General features: G+C 63.8%; 9 protein-coding genes and 1 tRNA gene. 8 read left to right on the top strand and 2 right to left on the bottom strand.

Translation table 11 applies throughout. The annotated features are described in order from the left end of the window. Nucleotides 1–300: 300 nt before the first annotated feature. Complete coding sequence (locus tag ABWK72_RS04160; RefSeq protein ID WP_367873531.1) at nucleotides 301–2,973, bottom strand: hypothetical protein; 2,673 nt, start codon at nucleotides 2,971–2,973, stop codon at nucleotides 301–303. A gap of 751 nt (nucleotides 2,974–3,724) precedes the next feature. Between ABWK72_RS04160 and ABWK72_RS04155 the strand changes: the two genes are divergently transcribed. After that, nucleotides 3,725–3,799, top strand: a tRNA-Thr gene (locus tag ABWK72_RS04155). A 305-nt stretch (nucleotides 3,800–4,104) separates the two neighbouring features. Next, nucleotides 4,105–4,632, top strand: a complete 528-nt coding sequence (locus ABWK72_RS04150) for a dihydrofolate reductase family protein (protein WP_367873530.1) — start codon at nucleotides 4,105–4,107, stop codon at nucleotides 4,630–4,632. Between the two features lie 19 nt (nucleotides 4,633–4,651). On the opposite strand, the gene ABWK72_RS04145 is transcribed toward ABWK72_RS04150, so the two are convergent. Further along, the gene (locus tag ABWK72_RS04145; protein WP_367873529.1) at nucleotides 4,652–5,758 is read right to left on the bottom strand and encodes an NADH:flavin oxidoreductase/NADH oxidase; all 1,107 of its coding nucleotides are present in this window, start codon (nucleotides 5,756–5,758) and stop codon (nucleotides 4,652–4,654) included. 323 nt (nucleotides 5,759–6,081) lie between these two features. Here ABWK72_RS04145 and ABWK72_RS04140 point away from each other — a divergent pair, with 323 nt between their 5' ends. The 6 genes from ABWK72_RS04140 (at nucleotide 6,082) to ABWK72_RS04115 (ending at nucleotide 26,049) form a co-directional block, all read left to right on the top strand. Next, nucleotides 6,082–9,843: a glycoside hydrolase family 32 protein gene (locus tag ABWK72_RS04140; RefSeq protein ID WP_367873528.1), complete on the top strand. Its 3,762-nt coding sequence runs from the start codon at nucleotides 6,082–6,084 to the stop codon at nucleotides 9,841–9,843. 324 nt (nucleotides 9,844–10,167) lie between these two features. Then, the gene (locus ABWK72_RS04135; RefSeq protein WP_367873527.1) at nucleotides 10,168–13,821 is read left to right on the top strand and encodes a tetratricopeptide repeat protein; all 3,654 of its coding nucleotides are present in this window, start codon (nucleotides 10,168–10,170) and stop codon (nucleotides 13,819–13,821) included. Nucleotides 13,822–13,833: 12 nt separating this feature from the next. Continuing rightward, on the top strand, nucleotides 13,834–15,894 hold the full coding sequence (locus ABWK72_RS04130; RefSeq protein ID WP_367873526.1) for an adenylate/guanylate cyclase domain-containing protein: 2,061 nt from the start codon (nucleotides 13,834–13,836) through the stop codon (nucleotides 15,892–15,894). A 457-nt stretch (nucleotides 15,895–16,351) separates the two neighbouring features. Next, complete coding sequence (locus ABWK72_RS04125) at nucleotides 16,352–17,479, top strand: hypothetical protein (RefSeq protein WP_367873525.1); 1,128 nt, start codon at nucleotides 16,352–16,354, stop codon at nucleotides 17,477–17,479. Nucleotides 17,480–17,483: 4 nt separating this feature from the next. After that, on the top strand, nucleotides 17,484–25,574 hold the full coding sequence (locus ABWK72_RS04120) for a cadherin-like beta sandwich domain-containing protein (RefSeq protein ID WP_367873524.1): 8,091 nt from the start codon (nucleotides 17,484–17,486) through the stop codon (nucleotides 25,572–25,574). 7 nt (nucleotides 25,575–25,581) lie between these two features. After that, a complete protein-coding gene (locus tag ABWK72_RS04115) occupies nucleotides 25,582–26,049 on the top strand; it encodes an SRPBCC domain-containing protein (protein ID WP_367873523.1) in 468 nt (155 codons plus the stop codon). Nucleotides 26,050–26,104: the final 55 nt, after the last annotated feature.

Raw genomic sequence — 26,104 nt, 5'->3', positions numbered from 1 at the left:
GCAGAACGGTCCCCCGTTGCCAGCCAAGCGACGGCGCTTGCCACTACCGTCGCGCCTTGGGTAGCGCTTCCATAATTTGGGCAACGGGCAGAACCCGCTACCGCATTTCACGGAGGCTGCGCCGCGGCAGGCAGGTCCTTCAAAACCCCGACCTCCAGCCCGCAAAAAGACCAGGGCACCGGCGGTCGAGGTGACCGGCGATGCCCTGGCTATAAAACGCGTGCTGCGGAGATCAACTCCCGGTTGGTCAAACTCCGGGCCATCCCGAAAGTGGGATGGCCCATCGCCCGCCGAAGTCATTCAGGGAATGACGACCCGGAACCGGATGAATCCCCGGGTTGTGGCGCCGCTACCCACGGCCTCGGTGACCTGAGCACTCATTTCGGCTGAGTTGTCGGAATGCACCGTCTTGATCTTCGGGGCACTCGACCAGGCGAACAGATCGCGCGAGGCCTCCGCATACACGAAGGCATACACGGCCGGATCCTTGGTGAGCACGCTCGTGATCGTCGGGACACTTCCGGGATTTTCGGGATCGGAACCGTAGGCGAACTCCTCGGCGTTGGTGTAGCCATCGCCATCAGGATCGGCATTCTCACCCGAGATGGCCGGGTCGGTGTTGGCCGGAGCGGCGAACTCCTCGTTCACCCATTGGTCATAGGTTTGAAGCGGGAATCCGAGACCACCGATGACATTGTCATTGGCATCGATGTTGTCCGGAATGCCGTCGTGGTCGGTATCCGTCGCATTGTCGATCTTTCCGTCTCCGTTGGCGTCAAGGGCACCGTTGCCGACCATCGCGATATCCATCACCCCCGAATTGGAGCTGTCGGGATCGATGTAGTTCGGAATGCCGTCGCCGTCCGTGTCGCTGATCGAAGGGCTGTTCGCATCGCCGAAACCGGCAGGCAGACCGTCGGCGGACAGCACCAGGCCATCCTTGTCCGTGTCGGCTCCTTCGCCGATGCCGTCGTTGTTGGCATCGGACACACCCAATCCGCTTTCGACGAGATCCGAAATGGTGTCGTTATCGCTGTCGAGGTCCACAAAGTTGCGGGCTCCATCGCCATCGGTGTCCGGCACCGGCAGCACGGCTCCCGTGCCGCCTCCGCTCACGGCATCGTTTGCATCCACGGAATCCACGATTCCGTCACCGTCTTCGTCGGAATTGGTGTCACCGCTCGGATCTTGGCGTCCGTCTCCGTTGTTATCCTTGCCGCCGGCTTCGATGACGTCATTGATGCCGTCGTTGTCGCTGTCCAGATCGCGGAAGTTGGGAATGCCATCCGAATCGAAGTCGTTCGCGCCGTCGAGTGCATCGGGAATGCCGTCGGCGTCCGAGTCCCCGTCGCGGAGATCATAGATCCCGTCACCATCGGTATCGACCAGGCCGGGGCCTTCATTCACATTGGAAATCCCATCCCCGTCGGCATCGCCGGTGGGATTGGCCAGTCCGCCAAATGTGTCGGGATCATTGTCCACGACATCGGCTATTCCGTCGTCGTCGTCATCCGCCGCATTGTCGATCCTACCATCCCCATTGCCGTCCAGCGCGGCATTCGGAGTGCCGCTGATGTCGGTGCCGCCGACGTTGTCGCTGTTGGTTTCGTAAGCGTTGGGAATCCCGTCTCCATCCGCATCCGGCAGCGGCCCCGAAGGGGAGGGGGCATCACCATACCCGGCCAATCCGTCGGCCGCGTTGGAGATCCCGTCACCGTCGGTATCCGCGGCAGGGTAGATTCCCGTGGCATCGCCAGGGGACGATTGGCCCGATTCGACCAAATCGCTCAAGCTGTCATTGTCGGAATCGACATCAAGGTAGTTCGGGGCTCCGTCGCCATCGATGTCGGCCACCGGCAGTACGACACCCGTGCCGCCTCCGGCCACGCTGTCGTTCGGATCCGCCGAATCCACGATTCCGTCGCCGTCCTCGTCGGGATTGGCGTCGCCGCTGGCATCCTGACGCCCGTCGCCATTGGCATCCTTGCCCCCGGCTTCGATCACGTCATTGATGCCGTCGTTGTCGCTATCGAGATCGACCTGGTCCGCCACTCCGTCGCCATCGGTGTCGCCGTCGGCATCGGCATCGGCATTGGCCACCTCGACCGCGTCGGGGATCCCGTCGCCGTCACTGTCCCCGTCGAGTCCGGAAATAATCCCGTCGCCATCGGGGTCCGATCCTTGCGAAGCCGTGGCGTGGCCGACGATGATGTCGCCGTTCAGGACGTTGATCAGCCCGAGATTCACGGCGTTGAGCTTGATCCGGATCGCGTTGGTTTCCGTTTGAAACCCGCCTGACGCGGACCCTGTCGTCGTGGTTTCGTTGAGAATCACCGAGAGACCCGCCACGGCGCCGGCATCGACATTGACTCCGGTGTTCGGTGGCACGTTGGTAAGGTCGATCGCGGAAAGGTCGATGTTCAGCCCCGCCACCTTGAGACTCAGGCCGGCCAGCGAAACATTGGAGCTGGAGGAGTAGGTTCCAGGCGGGCCGCTGATGGCCACCGCGGTGCTTACCGCGGGAGCTGTCACCGAGACCAGAGGCTGGCCGCCCAGAAGCTGGGCCACGTCCAAGGAAAGATTGGCGACTTGGGAGGACGCATTCGTGGTGTGGGATCCGGCAGATCCGTTAACCGTGGAGCTCGCGGCCACGTTGATCACGCCGCTTGCGCTGGCCAGCTCGAGAACCAAGGGCACCCCCGCAGTGAAATTGAGCGGAACTGCCGATTGCGCCTGTGTGTAAGGTGCCGGGGCAATTCCGGATGCCGATCCGACATTGCCACTGTCGGCAGTGATCAGGCTTGCGATCGACAGGTGGATCGATGCACCCGTAACCGAGCTATCAGCATCAGTGGTGGGGATTTCGGCACCTTGGGCGGTGTGCCAGAAAAACAGCGCCAGCACGAGGGCTGACGATTTGGGACGGGAGTTCGACGAAAGTAGCCCGCTTTCCGTCAGGAGTTGGATCTTCATTTGGTGTTAGGTGTTTGCACAATGCAAGGGTCCCAAATGGTATGCCTCGGTTTAAATTATCGCAACCTGTTTTAGATGTCAAAGTGGAAACTATTTCATCATTTTGTTATCGAATTTGTATAACCGGATTTGCCACTTTGGCAGGTTGATATCGAGATTCAAGTTTCGGATGAAAACTATCTCCTTATGGGGTCCATTTCTGCTTTTGGATGAGCCTATTATGCCGATTTTGATGCCAGTTGCTCTAGCGTGGGTGCCTCAGGGGCTGATTGGTCTTCCCGGGAAAATATAACTCCATGGGCCGTCGTCATGCCGGGATCTCGGGCAGATGGTCAGTGAGAAGCTGCATCTGAATCGAAAGAGGAATGGCTGCGGGTGGCAGATAGGTTAAACGTCAATGGGATAAGAGTCGGAAAGAGGAAGGACTCGGTTCCGGGTCGCCTCTTCTCAAGCCGTTGCGTGTCTTCGCCATTGGGTCTTGGATTTGAAATTTCAGATCTGAAATCATGCCTTCCCCCTCCTGCCTTCCTCCTGTTCAGAACTCAGGCATTTCATCGGGCCTCCCGCGCCGCCCCTCCGGTTCCAAACCCTTGCGAACTTGGCTTCCTGGCGGTTCAAATGGTCCGATGACTTCTCCCCGCTTCTCCATGACCTCTTCTGCAGCCCCCTCAATAGACCCGCATGCCCCATCGCAAATCCGCTTGCCGTTTCCCTGCCGGTCTGCTTCATTCCCGCCCGCTTCGCAAGGAACGCCGCTGTAGCTCAGGGGTAGAGCAGCTCATTCGTAATGAGCAGGTCGTCGGTTCAAATCCGACCAGCGGCTCCAGTTGATATCCAACGGGTTGGATTGAATTCAACGAGCGAATCGCAAGAAGTGGAGACCCTTCGCCAGTCCGGTTCCCTGCCCCAACGGGACGATTCATTAGAGCCCGGCACGCAGCCCGGGGGAGGCTGGAAGTGCAATCGCGGCCTGAAAGGGTGCTATGCGGGGGCGGTGCCAGGTATCGGTCGGGCCCCGGGATCAGAAGGTGGCCCACACACAACATCGAGGGAGCACCTCTCGAAAAATCCATTTGTAACCCAACGATCCTCCGAATACCTCCCTGCCCAAACCAACCAAGGAGAATCGATTTGGCCAGAATCCTAGGATACGTCGCCACAAGTCTCGATGGCTTCATCGCCACCGCCGATGAATCGCTGCAATGGCTCTTCACCCGGGGCGATATGAAGCTGGGCGAACACGACTACAATCTCTTCCTCAAGCGCATCCGCACCGTGGTCATGGGCCGCACCACCTATGACTGGATCGCCAACGACCCCAGCCCCTGGGCCTACGCCGACCAGCGCGTCATCGTCGTCACCTCGACCCCCATCCCCGATCCCAAGGGACCTCTGGAAACCCGTTCGGACGTCGACGCCTTGATCGCCGAATTGCGGACGCTCGTTGATGGCGATGTATGGATGCTAGGCGGGGGTAAACTCCAAATGGCTTTCATGGAGCGCGCTGCCCTCGACGAAATCGAGATCTACATCATCTCCTCCATCATCGGCGGCGGGTATCCGCTCTTCCCGCCCACCGGCTTCAATGCCTCACCCACCCTCATCTCCGCCGAGTCCCTCGGCGGCGGGGGTGCTCGCTTGCACTACAAGTTCGGCTGACAGCGAAGGGCTCCCGAGCTTAGCCTTGCTCCGGGTCGTGGTAGCGTGCGAGCCAGTGAGCGTAGGGTGCGGGCAATACCCATGTCGGCTTGTCCTTACGAAGGATCCTCGCGGCATAGTAAGGCCAGTGTGGGTTGGCCAAATGCGCGCGACCAATCAGAGCCAGGTCAAGTTGCTCGTCGCGAATAGCGGTGTCGGCAAGGTGGGGCGCGCCAAACCCCCAGGCGGAAGAGACGGGAATGTTCGCTTCATCACGAACCTGTTTGGCGATTGGCCCCAAAAACGCCGGCCCCCAAGGGATTTTCGTGTCCGGAATCGTGAATCCCACGCTGACACTCAGCAAATCGAGGCCATCCTCGCGCCAGTTTTTCACCAGCTCGATAGATTCACGAAGAGTCCGGTCATCATGGTTGTCATATTCCAATACCCCGAACCGCGCGGTCAGCGGGAGATTCTCCGGCCACACCTTGCGGACAGCGGCCAGAGTCTCGCGTGAAAAGCGGCTCCGGTTCTCAACGCTCCCTCCGTACAAATCGGTCCGGACGTTTGAGTGCGCGGAAAAGAAGCTCTGCGCCAGGTAGCCGTGCGCGAAGTGGAGCTCCAGCCATTCAAAACCCGCTTCGAGCGCGCGCCGGGCAGCATCGGTAAAATCGCGCTGAACGCGCTGGATCTCATCCACGCTCATCTCCTCGGGCACACGTGCCAGGTCACCGCCGTAGGCCAGTGCGGAAGGGGCGATCGGCTGCCATGCCCGTGGATCGCTCTTGGGAATGTGGTCGTCACCCTCCCATGGAATGTTGGCACTCGCCTTGCGGCCCGCGTGGGCGATCTGAATGCCCGGGATCGCTCCCGCCGCCTTGATGGACGCGGCGATCTTGCTCAATTCCGCGGCCTGACCGTCGTTCCAGATTCCGAGACATTTTGGCGTGATGCGGCCTTCCGGAGATACCGCTGTCGCCTCGACGACCACCAACGAACTGCCACCGCGTGCCAGCGTCGCGTAGTGGACTTGATGCCAGTCGTTGGCGAGTCCGTCATCGGCCATGTATTGGCACATCGGCGGTATCGCAATGCGGTTGCGAAGTTTGACGTCCTTCAGTTGAAACGGGGAGAATAGGTCACTCATGGTCGGCTGCCGCGTTGTAGTCTAGTTCGATCATAATCGAACAATTGCATCCGTCAATGAATGCCTTTCGTTCGCATCCCCGGATCAGCGCCCGATCCCGGATTGAAAGTCTTTTTCCATCCATCCATTCCGGTCCAAATTCGAAAACCACCCTGCCTTCCATCCGTGTCCATCCGGCTGTTATCCGTGGTTGAAATTCCAGTCTCACAAACGTCCCAAGGTCTTCTCCCCCTTACCAACCTGCTAAGCCAGAATTCCCCTGTACCTGTCATTTCGCGGATTGCGAAGCAGCCCCACCGGCCGCTTCTTCGACAAAACCCCGGATGAAGAAACCCACCCTGCTGGCTTGTGCCCTGATCCTCGCATCTCCGTCCCTCGGGCTAGGAGCTGCCGAACTCCTCTTCCCGAACTCCGACTTCGAGACCGGCACCCTGCAAAACTGGACCGCCTCCGGCACCGCCTTCACCCCCCGCCAGCCCACCTTAGGCGACAACACCAGCGCCCGCGGCAACGTCCCCTGCGGCATGCAGGGCAACCGCTGGATCGGCAGCTTCGAAAACTACGATGGCAGCAACGGCGCCCCCGGCGACACCCGCGGCGACACTCCCGTGGGCACCCTGACCTCCACCGAGTTCACCATCCAGAAGCGCTACATCACCTTTCTGGCTGGCGGCGGGAATCTCCCCGGCCTCGCCGGCGTCAAGCTGCTCTGCGAGGGCCAGGAATACGCGATGGGCACCGGCATCGACAGCGAATCGATGGTCCCCGCCACCTTCGATGCCCAGGCCTTCGCCGGCAAGACCGCCCGCCTCGTCATCCACGACCAGGCCACCGGCGGCTGGGGCCACATCAATGTCGACCACTTCCAGGCCAGCGATGAACCGGCACCCATCGGCTTCCGCCTCACGCCGGGCATCCCGCACGCCGATGCGCCCGCCGTCGGCTACGGCCAGCCGCTGCGCCCGCAGTTCCATTTTAGCTCGCGCCGCAATTGGTTGAACGACCCGAACGGCATGGTCTTCGATGGCGAAAAGTATCATCTCTTCTTCCAGCACAACCCGCTCTCCACGGGCTGGGGGAACATGACCTGGGGCCACGCCATCAGCACCGATATGGTGCACTGGCGGCAGCTCGACCATGCCTTGCTACCCTACCAGGTCGAAGGCCGCAGCGGCACCATTTACTCCGGCACCGCGGTGGTGGATCACAACAACAGCCTCGGCTACCAGGTCAGCTCCCGCAAGACCCTCGCCGCCTTCTTCACCTACGCGCACAACGGCCCCTTCTACCAGGCCCTCGCCTACAGCACGGACGGTGGCGTGACCTGGCAGTATCACGACCATGGCCGCGCCGTGGTCCCGAACCAAGGCTTCGACGCCGGCGAGCGCGATCCGAAAGTCTTCTGGCACGAGACCTCCCAGCGGTGGGTCATGGTCCTCTGGGTGCAGAACGGCCCGGGCCGCGTGCGCTTCTTCACTTCTCCCAACCTGAAGGACTGGACCTTCGCCTCCGACCTCATGCGGGACTGGGCCTTCGAGTGCATGGACCTCGTCTTCCTGCCGGTCGACGGGGATGCCGGGCAGATGAAGTGCGTCGTCTATGACGCCAGCTTCGACTACGAAATCGGCAGCTTCGATGGCACCGCCTTCCACACCGGGGCGGGTCCCTTCCACGCCAGCTACGGCAGCTTCTACGCCGCGCAGACCTTCAATCAGGCACCCGGTGGCCGCGTCGTCCAGATCGGCTGGATGAATGGCGGTCCGGACCCTTCGGCAGCCCACGGACTGCCCTACAACCAGCAGATGTCCTTCCCCTGCGACCTCACCCTGCGCACCACGCCCGATGGCGTCCGGCTCTGCGCGAACCCGGTGCCCGAGATCTCCTCGCTGGTCACCTCGACCTACCAGATCTCGAACCAGCCCCTGGACTCTAACAATCTGTTAGCCGGAGCCGGTGCGCTCGATCTGGTCGACCTCTCGCTCGAGTTCGATCCGGGCACCGCCACCGGGATCGTCATCGATCTCCCGCGCACCAGCGTCCGCTACGATGTCGCCACCCGGACCTTCAACTTCACCAACACAGGCGGCAACCAAGCCCCGCTCGTCGATGGCCCGGTCCTGCCACGCTCCGGGCGGGTCAAGCTGCGCCTCCTGCTCGACCGCCTGAGCCTGGAAGCCTACGCCTTCGATGGCGAAAAGTTCAGCTCGCACTACCTGAATCCGAACAACGGCGTCGCCACGCCTTCGCTGCGCGCGGTGGGCGGTCAAGGAACGCTTCACTCGCTCACGGTAAAGTCTCTCGGCACTTCATGGAGCGAGGAGCCACCGCTCTCGACCACCCTCCAGAACCCCGGTTTCGAGGAAGGCATCCCCGCCGCCGCGTCCTTCACCAACACCGTCCCCGGCTGGACCCCTTTCGGCGATTGGGCGGATGCCGCGGGCCGCTGGGATGACAGCGGCAATGCCCTCTCCCAAGCCGCCGGTTTCCCCGACTTCACCGGCCTCGGCGCGGCCGCCTTCAAAGCCCGCAACGGCAGCACCGAGACCCGTGGCGGCCTCTTCCAGTCCCTCGGCCGCGTGGCCCTCTCCGACCTCGGCAAGACCTTCACCCTCGCTGCCGACCTCGGTGGCCGCATCACCGACGGCACCGGAAACTACGCCCACTCCGGCGAACTCAGCGTCTCCTTCCGCAAGGGCGTGACCTCTGGCATCCCCGGCGACAAAGGCACCGTGGTCGGTGCTCCCGGCACCCGCATCATCTCCGCCGATGACGCCGCCTTGCCCTCGCTCGCGGGTGTCTTACCCACACGGGTCACCGCCGTCTTCACCCCCGCGCTCGAAGATGTCGGCACCGAAGTCTTCGCTGTCCTCGACCTGCAGAACCTCTCCGCCAGCACCAGTGCCACCGATGGCGAGAAGCAATACTTCGCCGACAACCTCTCCCTGCAAGTCGCCCTGCCTGCCGCTCCCACCGGCCTGCTCGCCTACGAAGGCTTCGACTACCCTTCATCCTCGGCCTCCATTTCGGGCCTTGATGGCGGCAAGGGCTGGGCCGCGCCCTGGGCCACCGTTGACAATGGCAGCGCCAACTTCACAAGCACCGGCCTCACCGCCGGGAACAAGGCTCCCACAGGCTTCGACGCCGAATCCACAGGCGGCTCTTGCACCCTGCCGAACGGCCGGCGCATCGGGCGCTCCCTCGATACCAGTGCCAATGGTCCCTTCGCAGCACTCGGGCTCACCGATGCCAGCGGGCGCATCGGCAAGGACGGCACCAGCGTCTACCTTTCCTTCCTGCAACAGGCCAACGGCACCGGGATGTTCTACGAGTTCGAGTTCCACCGTGGCAGCCTCGGCGACGCCGGGCGCATCGCCGGCATCGGCAACGACCAAGGCGGCAGCAACGTCAACCTCCGCGCTCCCGGCACGACCCACACGGTGATCGGGGCAGGGGATGCCGCGGTAAACTTCTACGTCGTCCGCATCGACTTCAAAGCCGGTGATGACGACGTCTTCATCTACCGCAATCCGACCTCCACTATCCAACCGCCGACCGCCACCTTGGCCAAGCTGAATGCCACCGACATGTCCTTCGACGGCATCTCCTTCGGAGCCTTCCTGAACAGCCGCACCGTCGCCCACGACGAGATCCGCATCGGCCGCTCATGGGCCGAGGTCATCGCCGAAGACCCCTACCTCACCTGGTCCCGCGACAGCGGCCTGACCGGCCCCGCCGCCGGGTTCGATTCCGATCCCGACCACGACACAATCCCCAACGGCCTCGAATGGGCACTCGGCGGAAACCCCACGCTCCCCACCACCGCGCCCACCGCATCCGCCAGTGCCGGTGAAGGCCTCACCCTCAGCTTCCCCCGCAATCCCGCAGCCATCGGCAACGCCGCCCTCACCCTCGAATGGACCACCGACCTCGGCGGCGATTGGATGGAAGTCCCCATCACCAACAGCGCCACCTTCCCTGGCGGCGTCGCAGTCGCCGTCCAAGCCAACCTCGTCACCGTCCACATCCCCGCCACCAACACCGCAGAAGGCCACCTCTTCGCGAGGCTAAGGGCGGTGCGGAATTGATTGTCCGCGCTCCCGGGGGGGCGTGCCCCGAAACGGCACGGGGATGGTACCCCGAACGGCACGCCACCCGTAGCCCCGAACGGCACGCAAAGGTTATCCCTCTTAAGGGTACCCCTATAAGAGAGTACACTCTCATGACAGAAGCCAAGGAAGACCGGGCTGGCGGGCAGTGGTGCCGGGATAGTGCGGACTTTCGGCTTGTCCCCTTTTGTGGAGGGGTCTAGGTGGCAGTCTGCGTTTTGCAATTCCCCCTTGAGGACGCACTCCCTCCGGCCGCGACCGCTTCCGCCCCGGTCGTCCTGTAGCCAGCCGCCTCCGACGTCCATGAGATTCCCCTCCGTTTCGCTTTCCCTCCTGGCCTGTGCTGCCGCTACCGGGATTCTCTCCGCGCAGGACGCGAAGATCCTGGAGACCGAGAACATCGTGCAGGCGGCCAAGGGCGGCGGGGCGAACTGGGCGGCGGCGGCCAAGGACCAGTCGCTGACGGTCGGCGACCGGATCCGGACCCGCCAGCGCAGCCGGGCGACGGTGAAGCTGACGGATCTCTACACGATGCGGCTGGAACAGTTCACCACCATCGAGATCGCGCCCGGGCTCTTCCAGGAGGCCAAGCCGCGGCTCGATGTCGGGAGCGGGGCGGCCTTCATCTTCAGCCGCGAGCAGAGCGGGGAGATTGATATCAAGACCCCCGCGGCCAACGGAGCGATGCGCGGCACCCAGCTCTATGTGAAGGTCGATGCCAACGGCCGCTCCCAATTCCAGGTGTTGGAAGGCCAGGTCGAGTTGGCGAACCTGCAGGGCAAGCTGGTCCTGAATGCCGGGGAGGCCGGCGAAGCCTCGCCGGGCCGGGCACCGAAGCGGACCGCCGTGATCATGGCGAACAACCTCCTGCAGTGGGCGCTCTACTATCCCGCCGTGCTCGATCCGGAGGAGCTGGGGATGAGCGCGGGCGAGCAGAAGGCGGTGGCGAAGTCGCTGGACGCTTACCGTTCCGGGGATTTGCTGGAAGCGTTGGAGAGTTATCCGGGGCGTTCGCCGCGGGGCAATGGCGGCAGGCTTTACCATGCCGCGGTGCTGCTGGCGGTGGGGCGTTTGGATGAAGCCGAGAAGGCATTGCAAGGTGTCCCTGCCGGGAACCCGGGCAAGCGGGCGCTGCGGCGGATGACGGCTGCGGTGAAGTTCGAGGAGCAGGAAGCCTGGGGCGCCGACCGCCTCGGGACGGCAGGGGAGGCGATCGCCGAAAGCTACTACCGCCAGTCGCGCTCCAACCTGAAGGGCGCGCGCGAGGCCGCGAACCAGGCGACCCGGCTTGCACCGAACAATGGCTACGCGTGGACCCGCTTGGCCGAACTGGAGTTTTCGTTCGGTCGTGTGCCCGAGGCGAAGAAGGCGCTGGCCACCGCGCTGGAGCTGACGCCGCGCAATGCTCGCGCGCATTCGCTGCAGGGCTTCGTGCTGAGTGCAGAGAACAAGATCCCCGAGGCGCGGCGTTCCTTCGAGGAAGCGGTGAATCTCGATGGCGCTTTGGGCAGTGCCTGGCTCGGCCTCGGCCTGACCAAGACCAAGCGTGGTGACCTCGCAGGCGGTCGTGCGGACATGCAGACCGCGACCACGGTCGAGCCCACGGTCTCGATGTATCACAGCTACCTCGGCAAGGCGCTGAGCATGGAGAGGAAGTCGGCCGAAGCCCGCAAGGATCTCGACCTCGCCCGTTCCCTTGACCCGAAGGACCCGACGCCGCTGCTTTACTCCGCGCTCGAGTTGCAGGCCCGCAACCGCCCGAACGAGGCGATCGAGGATCTGGCCGAGTCGATCGCGCTCAATGACAACCGCAGCGTCTTCCGCTCGCAACTGCTGCTCGACCAGGACCGCGCCGTGCGCAGCGCGAATATGGCCAAGATCTACCAGAACGCCGGGATGCAGGATGTCGCGGTGCGCGAGGCGACGCGCGCGGTCGAGAGCGATTACACGAATGCTTCCGCGCACCTCTTCCTAGCGAACTCCTTCGATGCCCTGCGCGATCCGGACCGGATCACGCTGCGCTACGAGACGCCTTGGTTCAACGAGCTGCTGCTGGCCTACATGCTCGCGCCGGTCGGCGGCGGGCACCTGTCGCAGTTCGTCTCGCAGCAGGAATATTCGAAGCTGCTGGAAGCGGACGGCCTGGGCGGCAGCGTGCTGAGCGAGTTCCGCAGCGATGGCGAGCTGCGCACCGTGGCCTCGGTCTTCGGCACCGCGGGCAATGTCAGCTTCGGCCTGGACGCGGTGTATCGCGACAACAACGGCGGCGACCGCTTCAATGCCGACAACACGCGCAAGGAGATCTACGGCCAGCTCAAGTGGCAGGTGACGCCGGACGACATCTTCTACTTCCTCGGCAAGTGGCAGGACCAGGACAGCGGCGATAACTTCGACACCTTCGATAACCGGACGATCGAGCCGGGACTCAAGTTCCAGGAGAACCAGGAGCCGGGGATGCTGCTCGGCGGCTGGAACCACCGCTGGGGTCCGGGCTCGCACACGCTCTTCCTCGGCGGCCATCTCAGTGCCGACCAGGTGCTGATCAACCCGACCTCGACCCAGCTCCTGGTCCAGCGCGATGCCGACGGCCTGCGCCCCGGCTTCATCGAGAACGTCAATGGCGTGGACCAGTTCACCAACCCGCGCTTGCAGAACGCGAATCCACCCGCCGTGGGCATGGGTCCGGATGGCGAGTCGCTGGTTTACTCCGGCGATCTGTTGCGTGCGATCGCGCCCTATCTGGGACGGGGAGCGGTGCAGGGTGTGACCGGCGGGACCTTCGACTTCTACTCGCGGCGCAGCTTCGACATCGATACCGCGGAGATCCAGCAGATCCTCCAGACTGAGAAGAACCTCTTGATTGCCGGCGCGCGCTGGCAGTCGGGCGAGTTCGAGACCGACACGCGCCTGGAGGCGCAGCGGCCGAACTTTGAAGGCGGCTTCGAGACGCCCGCGGTGCAGCAGCACTCGGTGGTCGATTTCGACCGGCTCAGCCTCTACGCCTACGACTACTGGACCGTGCTGCCCTGCCTGACCCTGATCGGCGGCGGGTCCTGGGATCACATCGAGCACCCGGACAACTTCCGCAATCCGCCGGTGAACAACCTGCAGCGCGAGGACGAGGAGTTCTCCGGCAAGTTCGGCTTCACCTACATGCCGAGCCGGTGGGTCACCTTCCGCGGCATGTATGCCGGCGGCATGGGCGGCGTGAGCTTCGACGAAAGCGTGCGGCTTGAACCGGTGCAGCTCGCGGGCTTCAACCAAGCCTACCGCACGGTCATCTCCGAATCGATTGCCGGTTCGATCGAGACTCCGATCTACGACATCTGGGGCCTGAGCGCGGAGGGCAGCCTGCCGACGAAAACTTGGTGGGGAGTGTCTGCGAACGTGATCGAGCAGGATGTCGATCGCACCCGCGGGATCTTCACCGGCTACGATGCGGGCGTGTTCCCATCGACCCCGGCATATTTCGCGGACAGCATGTCGGAGCATCTCGAATACAAGGAGCAATCGGTCACGCTTACGCTGAACCAGCTGCTCGGCGACCAGTTCTCGGTCGGTGCCGGGTTCCGCGCTACGAGCTCGGAGCTGCACACGACGTTGCCGGAACTGCCGGTGGCACTCGCGCCCTTCGCGAACGTGAAGGACGAGGCCACGCTTTATGAAATGATGCTCAGCGCGAACTGGAACTCGCCGACCGGGCTCTTCGCGCGGGTGGAGGCGAACTACTACTCGCAGGACCTGGAGGACGATCCCTCGCGCGGGACCTTCCGCGATGGCGATGCCTTCTGGCAGTTCAACGCTCTGGCCGGGTATCGCTTCAACAGCAACCAGTGCGAGGTCAGCGCCGGGGTGCTGAACATCGGCGATACCGACTACCGCCTGAGCGCGCTGAACCCGCGGCAGGAGATCGTCCGCGACCGGACAGCGGTGGTGCGCTGTCGTTTCAATTTCTAACAGGCCGTGCGAATGGCTTCCGGAACGAACCCCGCAAAGGGGATGTGGAGCAGCGAGCGTCAGGTCCGCCTGATGACGGCGCTGATCGGGACGGCGCTGGCGATCCTGACCGGCTTCATCGCCTTCAACCGGCTGGGTGGCTCGATCCGGACCCTGAGCTACGACCTGCCTTTCGTCCTGCCCCGCGCCCCTTCGGCGGATGACATCCGGATCGTTTATCTCGATGAGTTGGACGGGCAGACCTTGGAACGCAGCGCACAGGCCGAGTTGCTCGACAAGCTGAACGAGGCCGGTGCCCGCGCCGTGGTCTATGACCTGCTTTTCGACCGGCCCTCGAAGGATCCGGAGGTGGATCGCCTGTTCGCCGCGGCGATGTTGCGCTTTCGCGGCGTGGACGAGATGGGCGAGCCGATCGCGGGCATGCCACGCCGTCAGATCCTGCTGGCCTGCGGTCGCCAGAATTTTGTCCAAGCCGGGGTGATGGGCGAACGACTGATCCCCCCGACGGATGAACTCCTGGCCGCGGCGGACGACTTCGGCCTGGTCGTGCAGCTTCATGACAAGAAGTTCACCGTGCGGGAACTTCCGACCGGAACTCCTGACGAAGCGACCCTGACCTGGAAGGCGGCGGTGGCGCTGGGAGCTCCCTTGGAGGAAAAGGATCGCCTCGCCTCGCGCTGGCTTAACTATGTGGGTCGTCCTGATCCCCTTGATCCTGCGATCAAGTCGATGAGCGCCGGCAGTCTTCTGTTAGGCTCGGTTCCGGTTCTCTTGCGCGACAAGGTGGTGGTGGTCGGAGCGAAACCGGGCATCCTCGGCGCGGTCGCCGGGCAGGATCTCTTTTCCACACCCTATCACCGCTTCGACATTCGCGGGGACTTGCCTTTGACGAGCGGGGTGGAAATCCAGGCCACCGGGCTGGCCAATCTCTTGAAGCAGGATTGGCTGACGCAAGCCGATCCGCGCTACGACAACTGGATGGTGGTCGCGGGCGGCATCATTGCCGGGATCATGTTCAGCCGCCTGCGTCCGATTCACGGGCTTGTCGCCGGGGCTTTTGGAACCGCGCTGCTGGCCGCGGCGGGCACGTATACGGTGCACTACCACCGGGTCTGGTTTCCGTGGAGCGTGGTGGCGTTTTTGCAGATGCCCGTGGCCTTTGTCTGGGGCACGGCGGCGCACTTCTATGTCGAGCGCTTCTTCCGGGCCAAGCTGGGCGAGGAGCAGCGGCAATTGCGCGAGGCCTTCGCCAAGTATCTCTCGCCGCAGATGCTCGACCGCCTGACCGCGGAGGGCTTCAAGATGAAGGTCGGGGGCGAGAAGATCGAGGGCGCGATGATGTTCACCGACCTTGAGAATTTCACCGACCTCTGCGAACGCGTCGGCGATCCGGAGCGGATCGTGAGCAACCTCAACGAGTACTTCGAGCGGACCACGGGCCACATCTTCGATGACGACGGGGTGGTGATCAAATTCATCGGCGACGCGATCTTCGCGGCCTGGGGCGCGCCGATCGCCGAGCCGCAGGCGGCGCTCAAGGCGGTGCGGGCGGCGTGGAAGCTTTCGCGGATCGACCGGGTGGTGGTGGACGGGACCGTGCTCAACACGCGGATCGGGGTTCACTTCGGGGAAGTGGTGGCCGGGAACATCGGCAGCGCGCGGCGGGTGGATTACACGATGATCGGGGATGCGGTGAATCTGGCGGCGCGGCTGGAGTCCTTGAACAAGACCTTGGGCACGGAGATTCTGATCAGCGAGGAGGTGAACCAGCGGCTGGAGGGCGAGTTTGTGACCCGGCTGGTGGGACGGCTGAAGGTGAAAGGACGGCGCGAGCTGACGGTGATTTATGAGGTGATGGGCCGGGCGGAGGATGGACCGGGAGCGGAGTGGCTGGGAATTTACCGGGAGGCGCAGGCGGCCTTGGTTGCGAATGATCCGGGCAGGGCGGGGAAGTTGTTCCGCGCGGTGGAGGAGTCGAAGGGGGAGAAGGATGGGCCGAGCCGGTTTTTCATGAAGCGGCTGGAGGCGGGGGATTTGATTGTGGATGGGGTGGTGGAGATGACGGAGAAGTGAGGGGCGGTAGTTCGTTTGTGGAGGGTTGAGTTCCAACCACGGGTGAACACCAATAAAAGGCAGGCATGCAGGCGACGGCGATTTCCGTGAGGGCCGCGAGAGGTGGTGGAGCGAGGGGGGGAGGCTCCGCGGTCCCGGGGGTATGCAGCAGAGCGACGCTGGGGCCCGGCGCACCCAGTCGCTGGCGCGTTTGAGGTGGCAGTAGAAGCTTCTGCGGCGATCGTGCAATATGTCACTTTCAGGCTACTTTGAACTTGTAAGATAATCTCATTCCGAAAAGAGTCGCGCGGTTTGCATGGACCCCCGATTCCATTGCGTAACTGCGTAAGCTTTCCCCCGCTGCTCACCCCCCGGCCTGCAGGTTGCTGCCTGTAGGTTTTCCCCTCGCTTCCCACCCCTAGGATCCCGCTTGGCCTTGCCCTGGCGGCGATCGGTCGTTTCCGCGACTCCCATCGCCATGTTCCGCCTCAAAACCACGCCGGTCGTTTTCGCCCTGCTCGCCTTAAGTCTGTGCTCACTGTGGCTGTGGAAGTCATTCAGACCCGCCGACACGAGTACCGGCACGTCCAGCGCTCCGCAGGCTCCGGTTCGCAGCGCCGCTCCCGCTCCGGACATGCTTGCTCCGGCACTTGAGGTTTTCCGCGCCAAGCCCACTCCGGAGGCCTCGCGCCGGGAGCTCGGCGAGCTTCGTCTTGAACTCGCTGCGCTGCCGAAGGACGAGGCGGTCGCGCGCACCCGCGGTTTTCTGAAGGGCGGCGAGGATTATCCGACCGGCCTGTCTTTTGAAATCGGGAAGGATGGCAAGCTCGGGCAGTGGCCGACTTTCCGCTCCTTCCTGCTCGATACGCTGCTGGCGATCGACCCCGCCGCTGCCGCCGCCATCGGCCGGGAAATTCTCGCCACGCCGACCACCGCGGACGAATGGGCGCTGGCCCTGCGCAACGTGGCCCGCGGCGAAGAGCAGACCGACGCCGCGTTCCTCAAGGCGAAGACCGAGGAACTGATCTCGAATCCGGGATGGCAGGCCAAGCCTTCGATCGGCTACCTGAATGCCTTCGATGTGTTGGTGCATGTCGGGGCGACGGATAGCACGCCTTTGCTTTCCGGCCTGATCCAGCGCAAGGACCGCAAGGATCTGGCCCATGCCGGATTCCTCACGCTTGACCGCCTGGTCCAGCGTCATCCGGCCGAGGAGCTGGCGCTTCTGGCCGCCGACCGCACGCTGCAACAGAGCCGGCCCGAGATGGTCGCGCAGCAGTTCGCGCGTGCCGACCTGCGCGATCCCGCCCAGCAGGCGGTCGTGAAGGGCTGGATGCTCGATCCGGCCCGCAGTGCCGCCGAGCTGCGCTCCTTTACGAGCGTGTATCCGAACAACAACCGCTTCGTCTCGAACAACCTCCTGACCCGCGAGATCAGCAACCCCGCCGCGGAACTCGCGGTGCATGACCGCGAGGTCCTGGAGGTGATCACCGCGTGGGCGGCCGATCCGGCTTTCGCGCCGGTGAAGGACCCGCTCGGTGTCATGATTTCCCGCTTGAATGGTTTTACCGGCTCCCGCGCTGCCTCCCCCTCATCCTCCCAATAGAGCCATGCTTCATCCCCGCATCGCCCGACTGATCGCCATTCCCGCTGCCGTGTGGGCGGCGCTGCTTCTGACGCTGATGCCCGCCGCTGCGGTGGAGCCGGTGCAATTCACTTGGACCGATGCCGTCGATGGTAACTGGAGCGACGCCACCAAGTGGACCGACGACCAAGCAGCCGGCACCACGCCTGCGGCAGCCGGGTTTGCCGGTTACACGCTCGATTTTGCCGTAGCAGGGCCCTACACGGCGACGCAGGATCTCAATGCGGGATTCCAGCTCAACCTGCTGCGCTTCGGCGAATCGGAACTGACGCTTGCGGGCAACGGCATCCAGTTCATCGCGAACGGGGCGACGCTGCCGGAGATCCAGCAGAATGGAGCGGTCGCGGTCACGCTGGGCACGCCGGTCGAGCTGGCGTCGGACTTGGCTTTCGGCGGGACTAGTTTCGGCACGGTGACGCTCACGGCTGGAATTTCCGGGAACGGCGGTTTGACCAAGAATGGTGCGGGGATTCTTTCGCTCGGTGGAACCGTGACCTACAGCGGCAATACGACGGTGAACAACGGCACCCTGCGTCTCTCGGGAGACAATGCCGCGAACAATGCCTCGACCCTCACGGTGGCCGAGGGTGCCACGCTGGAGCTCGATTTTGGGGGCAGCGATACGGTTCTTTCGCTGGTGCTCGGCGGCGTGGCCCAACCGAATGGTGTCTATGATGCGGTCTCCAGTCCGAGCTTCATCAGTGGGACCGGCTCGATCACGGTCTTCGCACCCCCGCCGCCGGTGCCTTCGGCGAATGCCAATCTCTCGGGACTCGCGATCAGCGGTGCCAGCTTGTCCCCGGCGTTCAACACGCTGACCGGGACTTACTCGACCACGGTGGCGAACAACGTTGCGAGCGTCAGCGTGACGCCGACCACCGCCGTTGCCAGCGCGACGGTGAAGGTCAATGGAGTGACGGTCGCGTCCGGTGTGGCGAGCGGTCCGATCTCCCTGAATGTGGGTAGCAATCTGATCACGACGGTGATCACGGCGGAGAATGGCACGAGCACCCGGATCTATACCGTGGGTGTGACGCGAGCCGCGCCGGTGACGGTGGCCTCGGTGCCGGCGGTGGTGATCGATTCGGCGCGAGCTACCTTGAACGGGACGGTCAATCCGAACGGTGTGGCGACCGTCTACTTTGAATACGGACTCACGCCGGCCTACGGCAGCCGGACGCCGGACCGCGATATTTCCGGGAACCTTTCGCGGCCCTTCGTGGCGAGTCTCAATGGACTGAGCGGGGCGACCACCTATCACTTCCGCGCGGTCGTGGTCAGCCCGGCCGGGACGACCTATGGGAATGATCTCAAGTTCACCACTCCGCCGAATCCACCGGTTGCGGCGACGGGTGCGCCGGCATCGGTTACTGCTTCTTCCGCGACGCTGATCGGTGCGGTCAATCCGAACGGGGTGAAGGCTTCGGCGTATTTCGAATACGGGCTCACGGCGGCCTATGGGCAGGCGACGCCGGTGCAGAACGTTGCGGCGGGCTTCGCGATCGTCGGCGTGCAAGTGCCGAACCTGGCGCTGATTCCGGGGGCGACCTATCATTACCGGCTGGTGGCGAGCAACGCCGCTGGAACCGCGCTCGGCGAGGATGTGGTTTTCACGGTGCAGGTCGGTGGCGGGGGTGGCAGCGGTGTGCCGACATCCGCGCCCGAGGTGGTCACGGAGAGCGCCGTGGGCATCGGTGCCGAGTCCGCGATCCTGCGGGGGATGGTGAATCCGAAGGACGGCACGACGCTGGTGCAATTCGAATACGGGATCGACACCACTTACGGGCAGAGCACGGCATTGCAGGGCATCGGGAATGGCGATGACGCTGTCGATGTGGCATTCACGGTGCAGGGTTTGTTGCCCGGGACGACCTACCATTATCGCGTGTCCGGCTCTAACAATCTGGGCAAGACCAACGGTGAGGATGCGTTCTTCACCACCGATTTCCCTGCGCCGACCGCCGTGACCGGTGCCTCGACGGTGCTGACGACCACCAGCGTGAAGCTGGACGGGACGATCCGTGCCCGCGGTGCTGCCGCGGAAGCCTGGATCGAATACGGCACCGATGGCGTTACCTTCAACAGCGTCCGCGCCGTGCCTGCGGATGTCTCCGGCGACCTGAATACGGAGGTCAGCGCGGAGGTGCCCGAACTGGCGCAGGGCGTGACGTATTTCTTCCGCGTCCGCGCGCTGGGACCGCAGGGCGAAGGGGTGGGGGAGTCCAAGACTTTCGATGTCGAATCGCTGTCCGGCTTGATCCGGCAATTCCCGCCTGGCGTGGCGGCTGCCGATCGCCAAGGATCGGTGAATGTGACGATCAGTCCCGCGGACATCGGCAGCGGTTGGCGCTTCGCGGGGGAGCAATTCTGGCGCGAGTCAGGGGTGCCCGCAACCGGCCTGACCAGCGGCGACCGGGTGATCGAATACCGACCGGTGCCGGGCTTCATCCAGCCGGCGAATGAGGCGGTGGCGGTGATCAGCAGTCCCGCGGCTACCGCCTTGGCGAGGACCTATGTGCCTACCGGCAGCCCCGGCAGCGGGAGTCTAACGGTTTTCCTGAAGCCGCAGGATCTGACCGAGGGCATCGCGCCCGCGCGCTGGCGTTTCTTCGGCGAGAGCGAGGCGGAGTGGAAGGAGAGCGGAACCACGATCAGCGGGTTGGTTCCCGGCAATCATGTGATTCTCAGCAAGGATGTGGATGGCCGCGCGACGCCGCATCCGGTGACGGCCACGATCACGGACTCACAGACGGCCACGGTCACGATCACGTATTACATCAAGGAGGATCCGGTCGGTGAGCCGCCTGCCTTGCTGGCATTCGAGGCCGTTTCGAGCGATGAGAACTTGCCGAATGCATATGTCGGGCAGCTTCGCGGTGATGCCGGTTCCGGGAGCGGCTTCGTGGTTCGCCCGGGAGTGGTGGCGACTGCCGGTCACGTGATCTTCGACGATGGGACGCTGGCGGCGACAACCGGCTTGCAGTGGCTTTTTCAGCGCGACCGCGATGTCCACGATCCGGTACCGCAGACGCCGCGCGGCTTCTATCTGATGACCGGCTACGCGGCGCAGCGGGCGGAGGATAACTCGCCCGGTGTCTCCACGCCTGCTTCGCAGACGCTGGATGCGGGGACGCTGTTCTTCCTCGAGCCAGCGGGTCGCGGTGGATTTAGCGGCTACCTGGCCAGTGACAGCTCGAACAACGAGTTCCTGCTTTCCGAGGCCCTCAAGACCTTTACCGGTTATCCAGTCGATGGCGTCGCGGCGGTCGATCTGGACCGGATGCATGCGACTCCGCCGTCAGCCGCGAGCTTCACCAAATCGTTCGGGCGGACTTACATTACTTCCGACATCCGCGGCAGCGGCGGGGCTTCCGGCGGGCCCTTGTGCGTGCTGAGCGACAGCGGTGCTTATTATCCTGCTGCGATCTATCTCGGGGGCACGGGCCAGACCGTGGTGCGGGCCTTGGACAGCGACATGGTCACGCTGATCGGCTTCGCGGATGTCAGTTCGGGTGCCGGGGTCGGTGCGGCGGGTGGGAGTTTGTCGCCGCCGGAAACGAGCGAGTACCCGGATGAATTGTTAGGCGGGTTGAAGGTGATTATCGAGCCGGCCCCGGCGCGTGCTGCGGGTGCCGGTTGGCGGATCAACAGCCAGTCGCCCTATCAGCTCTCGGGTGATCAGTTGGATGCGCTCGATCCGAATATCTACAGCGTCACTTTCCCGACTTTGGAAGGATTCGTGCCGCCTGCGGCGCAGTCCGTGACGGTCGCCGCGGCGGGGCTGACGACGGTGACCTTCACTTATGAGGATGTCTTCCTGGCACCGGCGATCACTTCTCCGGGGACGGTGGCGGGAGTCCGCGGGCAGGCGCTTTCCTACCAGATCACGGCGGACCATTCACCGACATTATATTCCCTGCGTGGTGCGCTGCCGGCAGGGGTCGGCTTCAATCCGCTGAGCGGGCTGATCTCCGGGACGCCGACGGTGGCCGGGGTGTTTCCGGTGACGATCGGGGCCAGCAACTCCGGTGGTGCGGATAGCCAGGAGCTGGTCATTACCGCGCTGCCGGTGATGGAAGCGCAGGCCGTGACCGTGCCCTATCTGGTGCCGATGAGCTATCAGGTCGTTTCCAGCGAGACCGGTGCGGCTTGGACTGGTAGTGGCTTCCCGGAAGGGATTTCGATCAACCCCGCGACCGGCCTTGTTTCTGGCATTCCGGGGGCTCCCGGCAGCTACGATGTCCTGCTTGCGGTGAGTATCCGTGGCGCCAGCGTGCAAGCTCCGCTGACCATCGTGGTCACGGGGATTCCGCCGCAGTTTACCCTTCAGCCCGCCGCGGCGCGCAGCATCCAGTATCGGACGAGTACGACGTTTGTCGTAGCTGCCGGCGGGTTGCCCGAGCCGACTTTCCAGTGGTATGAGGGCGAGAGCGGGGATACGAGCGCGCCCGTATCCGGTGCGACCGCGACGACCTTTACGACGCCGCTGCTCACCGGCAATGCGAGCTATTGGGTCCGCGCTTCGAGTCTTAGCGGGACCGCGGATAGCAATCCCTCGCTGATCTTCATCCTGCCGTCCGCGAATGCGAATCTCACCGGCATCTTCTCGAGCGATGGGCAGGTTTCACCGAGCTTCAATCCGGATACCACGCTTTACACGCTGGCCGTCGCGAATGAAGTCAGCGCGGTCCTGCTGACGCCGCTGGCGGAGGTCGTGCAATCGACCGTGCGCGTCGCCGGAGTGATTGTCCCGACGGATGCCGCGAGCAATCCGATCAACCTGGCGGTCGGCTCGAATGCCGTGCACATCGACGTGACCTCGGGTGATGGCAGCACCACCAAGCGCTATACGGTCACGATCACCCGCACCCCGCCGGCCTCGATCGTTACCGGCGTGGCGAATGGCATCACCTTCACCGCCGCGACCTTGCGCGGGGCCGCGAATCCGAATGGCAAGGGGACGGTCTTCTTCCAATACGGCACGACCACCGCCTACGGCAGCGCCACGCCGGGCGAGGAGATCACCGGGAGTTCCACGCAGAGTATTGCCGCGGTTGTCGAGGGGCTGAGCGCGGAGACGACGTATCACTACCGCATCGGCATCACCACCGGCGCGGGGACGATTTTCGGCCTCGATAAGGTGCTGATCACGACCAAGGCGCCGCCGCTCGTTGCCACCGGTCAGGCGAGCGACGTGGAGGACACCAAGGTCAAGCTGATCGGCGCGGTCGATACCAACGGCACGGCCACCACGGTTCGTTTCGAGTGGGGTGATTCGACCTCCTATGGGAACTTCACACCGCAGCAGGTGGTGCCGGGCGGGCCGAACGTGGTGGACATCGCCTACACGCTCGAAGGCTTGGTCCCGAATACGATCTATCACTACCGCCTGGTCGGCACCAGCACCGCAGGCAATGCGGTCGGCGAGGATGTGGTGTTCATCGCCAGCTCGGCGAATGGCGGGACCGGCACCCCCGTTGCGGTGCCCGAGGCGACGACGGTCGCTGTCCATGATGTGAGCGCGACGAGCGCCGTTCTCGAAGGCTTGGCCAATCCGATGGGCGGAACCACCTTCGTGCGTTTCGAATACGGTACGACGCTCGCCTATGGCAGCTCGACTCCTGCCAAGGGTATTGGCAGCGGCAGCGATCCTGCTCCGGTGGTGGTCCATGCGACCGGGCTGATCCCCGGCAGAACCTATCACTGCCGCCTCGTCGCGTCTAACAGCCTCGGCACGACGCGGGGCGAGGATCTCACTTTCGAGACTTCCTTCCTTGCGCCGCTGGCGACCACCGGCGGTGCCAGTCCGCTGAATTCGACCAGTGTCCGCCTCGCTGGATCGGTCTTGCCGCGGGGTGCGGCGGCGGAGGTGTTCTTCGAATACGGCACCGATGGCGTGAGCTTTCCGAACCGCATCGCGGCCTCGACGCCCGCGGTCAGCGGCGAGACTGAGGTTCCCGTGCACGTTGATCTTGCGAACCTCACTCCCGGCGTCGCGTATTTCTACCGCACCTTCGCCGTGCGGCCCGCCGATCCGACATCCTCCTCTACCGGCGCGATCAAGAAAGTCCAGAGCGACGGGCTTGTCGGGCTGCTCCAGCAATTTCCGCGCGAGCTCGATGTCACCGAACGCCAAGGTAGCTTGCTGGTGAATACGATTCCCGCGGGCATCGGTTCGTGGCGCTTCGTCGGCGAGATTCACTGGCGGGCTTCCGGGAGCATTGCCACCGGGATGACCACCGGTGACCGCGAGATCGAATTCCTGCCGATTGCAGGCTATCATCAGCCGGGGCGCGAGTTGGTCGGGATCATCAGCGGTGCCCCGGGGCTGGTCCTGGAGCGCGAGTATTTTGTCTCTGCGACTCCGCCGGATTGCGGCTTGCAGGTCTTCCTGCTGCCGGAGAACCGCACGGGAGTCGGCGTGCCCCTTTCGAGCCGTGTGCAGTGGCGGCCCTTCGGCTACGTCGGCTTGCCATGGCGGAATTCCGGCGAAGTCATCACCGGCCTGACCGCGGGCAGTTACTTGGTCGAGTTCAAGACGGCGCTCGATCTCGATGCGCCGCCTCCTTCCACCTTGGTCATCGCCGCGGGCGAGACCCGCGTCGCCACCTTCACCTACAACCCCGATCTGGATGCCAACGCCGGGAATATCCGCGTCTTGCCCTATGATACTGTCTCGACGCGCCGCAACCAGCCCTACGCCTACGTCGGCCAGATCCGCAACGATACCGGCTCGCACAGCGGCTTCGCGGTGAAGCCGCGGGTGGTGGCGACCACGGCGCAGGCGGTCTTCGACGAGATCACGCTGGCCCAGGTTCCCGGGGTCCAGTGGCTGTTCCAACAGGATCGGGATGTCCACGAGCCCAAGCCGCAGGTGCCCCGCGGCTTCTATGTTTTCGATGGCTACGCCGCGCAGCGCGAGGCGGAGAATACTCCCGGGGAGCTTTCCATCGCCGCCCAGGAATCGAATGTCGCGGCCCTCTACTTCCTGGAAGATGCCGGTCGCGGCGGCTACTCCGGCTTCCTCAGCACCGATGACACGACCAAGCCTTTGCTGAGCCCGACGGCCCTCAAGACCCTGGTCGGCTATCCGGTTCGCGGTGGCGGCTCGACCTCGAACCACGGCCGCATGCAGGCCAGTCGCTCGGACGACGATGCCTACACCCAGGTTTCCCCTTCGATTTTCGGCACCAACGATGGTGATATCTTTGGCGTCCACGGCATGCTCGGCGGGCCGCTCTGCGTCCAGGTCGCGGGTGGTAATTATTTCCCCGCGGGGATCTACCTCGGCGGTCACAACGAGCAGAACCTCGTCCGCGCGATCGATAGCGTGGTGATCGATCTCTTCAACCGCGCCGAGCTCACGGCCAATACCGGCAACAACAACAACAGCGGCGGCATTTCCCAGACCAGCTACTCCGCCGTCTCGACCACCTCCACCAAGGGCTCCTTGACCGTGGTCATCCTGCCGCTTGAGGCGCGGCTCGCCGGAGCCCTGTGGAAACCCGGTGCCGATTCCAGTTTCCTCATCTCCGGCACCCGGAAGAACAACCTGACGCCGGGAGAATACATTCTCCAGCTCAAGGCGATCCCCGGCTTCCAGGCGCCAGCCCAGCAGACCGTCGGCGTGCTCGCCAACAACCTGACCACGGTGACGTTCACTTATCTTCCCGAACTTTCGCCATTGTTCTCTTGGCGACAGGAGCACTTCGCCTCGACCTCCAATACCGGCTCCGCCGCGGATGGTGCCGATCCGGATGGCGACGGCAGCCTCAATCTCGACGAATACATTGCCGGGACCGATCCGATGGATCCCCGCGATGTCTTCGCGGCAAGCGAGCCCCAGCGGACTGACAGCACCTTTTCGCTGATGGTGCCGGCGAAGAGCGGGCGCATTTACACGCTCCAGCGCCGCATCAGCTTGGAAAGCGAGAATTGGTCGGACGTGACCGTCGTCGGTCCGATACTACTCAACGGGCCTCTAACACTGACCGATTTCGCTGCTACCGCGGCCAAAGGTTTTTATCGTGTGAGGGTGGAATCGCTGGTGCCATGAGAATGAAATGAGCAGCACGCGGAACTCGAAATTCATCAGGGCATCGCAGGAAGCCCTCTATCGGGCTTTGACCGATCCCTCGGCCCTGGAAGTCTGGCAGGCGCCGGGGGACATGACGGGAAGGGTGCATGAGTTCGATCTCAGGGTTGGCGGCGGCTACGAGATGTCCTTGTTCTATCCGCCGGGCGAAGATGAAGCCCTCGGCAAGACCTCGGAAGGGGAGGACCGGTTTACGGCGCGATTCGTCGAACTGGTGCCGCTTGAAAAGATCGTTGAGGCGATCGTTTTCAATTCCGCCGATCCGGCCTTCTCGGGGGAGATGATCGTGGAGATCACGCTGGAGGCGGAGGATGACGGCACGCGGGTGACCTATTTGTTCAGGGACATTCCCCCGGGGATTCGCCCCGGGGACAACGAGGAAGGCACGCGAATGACGCTGGAGAAGCTGGCTAGGTATGTGGAAGGGCAGGGCTAAACGGTGTCAGGCCGAGGGCGAATACCGTTACCTCGGCCCGCATAATAATCGGCCC

The sequence above is a fragment of the Luteolibacter sp. Populi genome (assembly GCF_040801775.1).
Lineage (GTDB): Bacteria > Verrucomicrobiota > Verrucomicrobiia > Verrucomicrobiales > Akkermansiaceae > Haloferula.
Note: the sequence above shows the minus strand (reverse complement) of the source record. Positions and strands in the feature narration are given on the sequence as shown.

Excerpts from the sequence above, each read along its gene's own strand:
- ABWK72_RS04135 (WP_367873527.1), top strand. The coding sequence starts at position 10,168 with ATGAGATTCCCCTCCGTTTCGCTTTCCCTCCTGGCCTGTGCTGCCGCT.
- ABWK72_RS04160 (WP_367873531.1), bottom strand. The coding sequence starts at position 2,973 with ATGAAGATCCAACTCCTGACGGAAAGCGGGCTACTTTCGTCGAACTCC.
- ABWK72_RS04125 (WP_367873525.1), top strand. The coding sequence starts at position 16,352 with ATGTTCCGCCTCAAAACCACGCCGGTCGTTTTCGCCCTGCTCGCCTTA.
- ABWK72_RS04115 (WP_367873523.1), top strand. The coding sequence starts at position 25,582 with ATGAGCAGCACGCGGAACTCGAAATTCATCAGGGCATCGCAGGAAGCC.
- ABWK72_RS04120 (WP_367873524.1), top strand. The coding sequence starts at position 17,484 with ATGCTTCATCCCCGCATCGCCCGACTGATCGCCATTCCCGCTGCCGTG.
- ABWK72_RS04145 (WP_367873529.1), bottom strand. The coding sequence starts at position 5,758 with ATGAGTGACCTATTCTCCCCGTTTCAACTGAAGGACGTCAAACTTCGC.
- ABWK72_RS04140 (WP_367873528.1), top strand. The coding sequence starts at position 6,082 with ATGAAGAAACCCACCCTGCTGGCTTGTGCCCTGATCCTCGCATCTCCG.
- ABWK72_RS04130 (WP_367873526.1), top strand. The coding sequence starts at position 13,834 with ATGGCTTCCGGAACGAACCCCGCAAAGGGGATGTGGAGCAGCGAGCGT.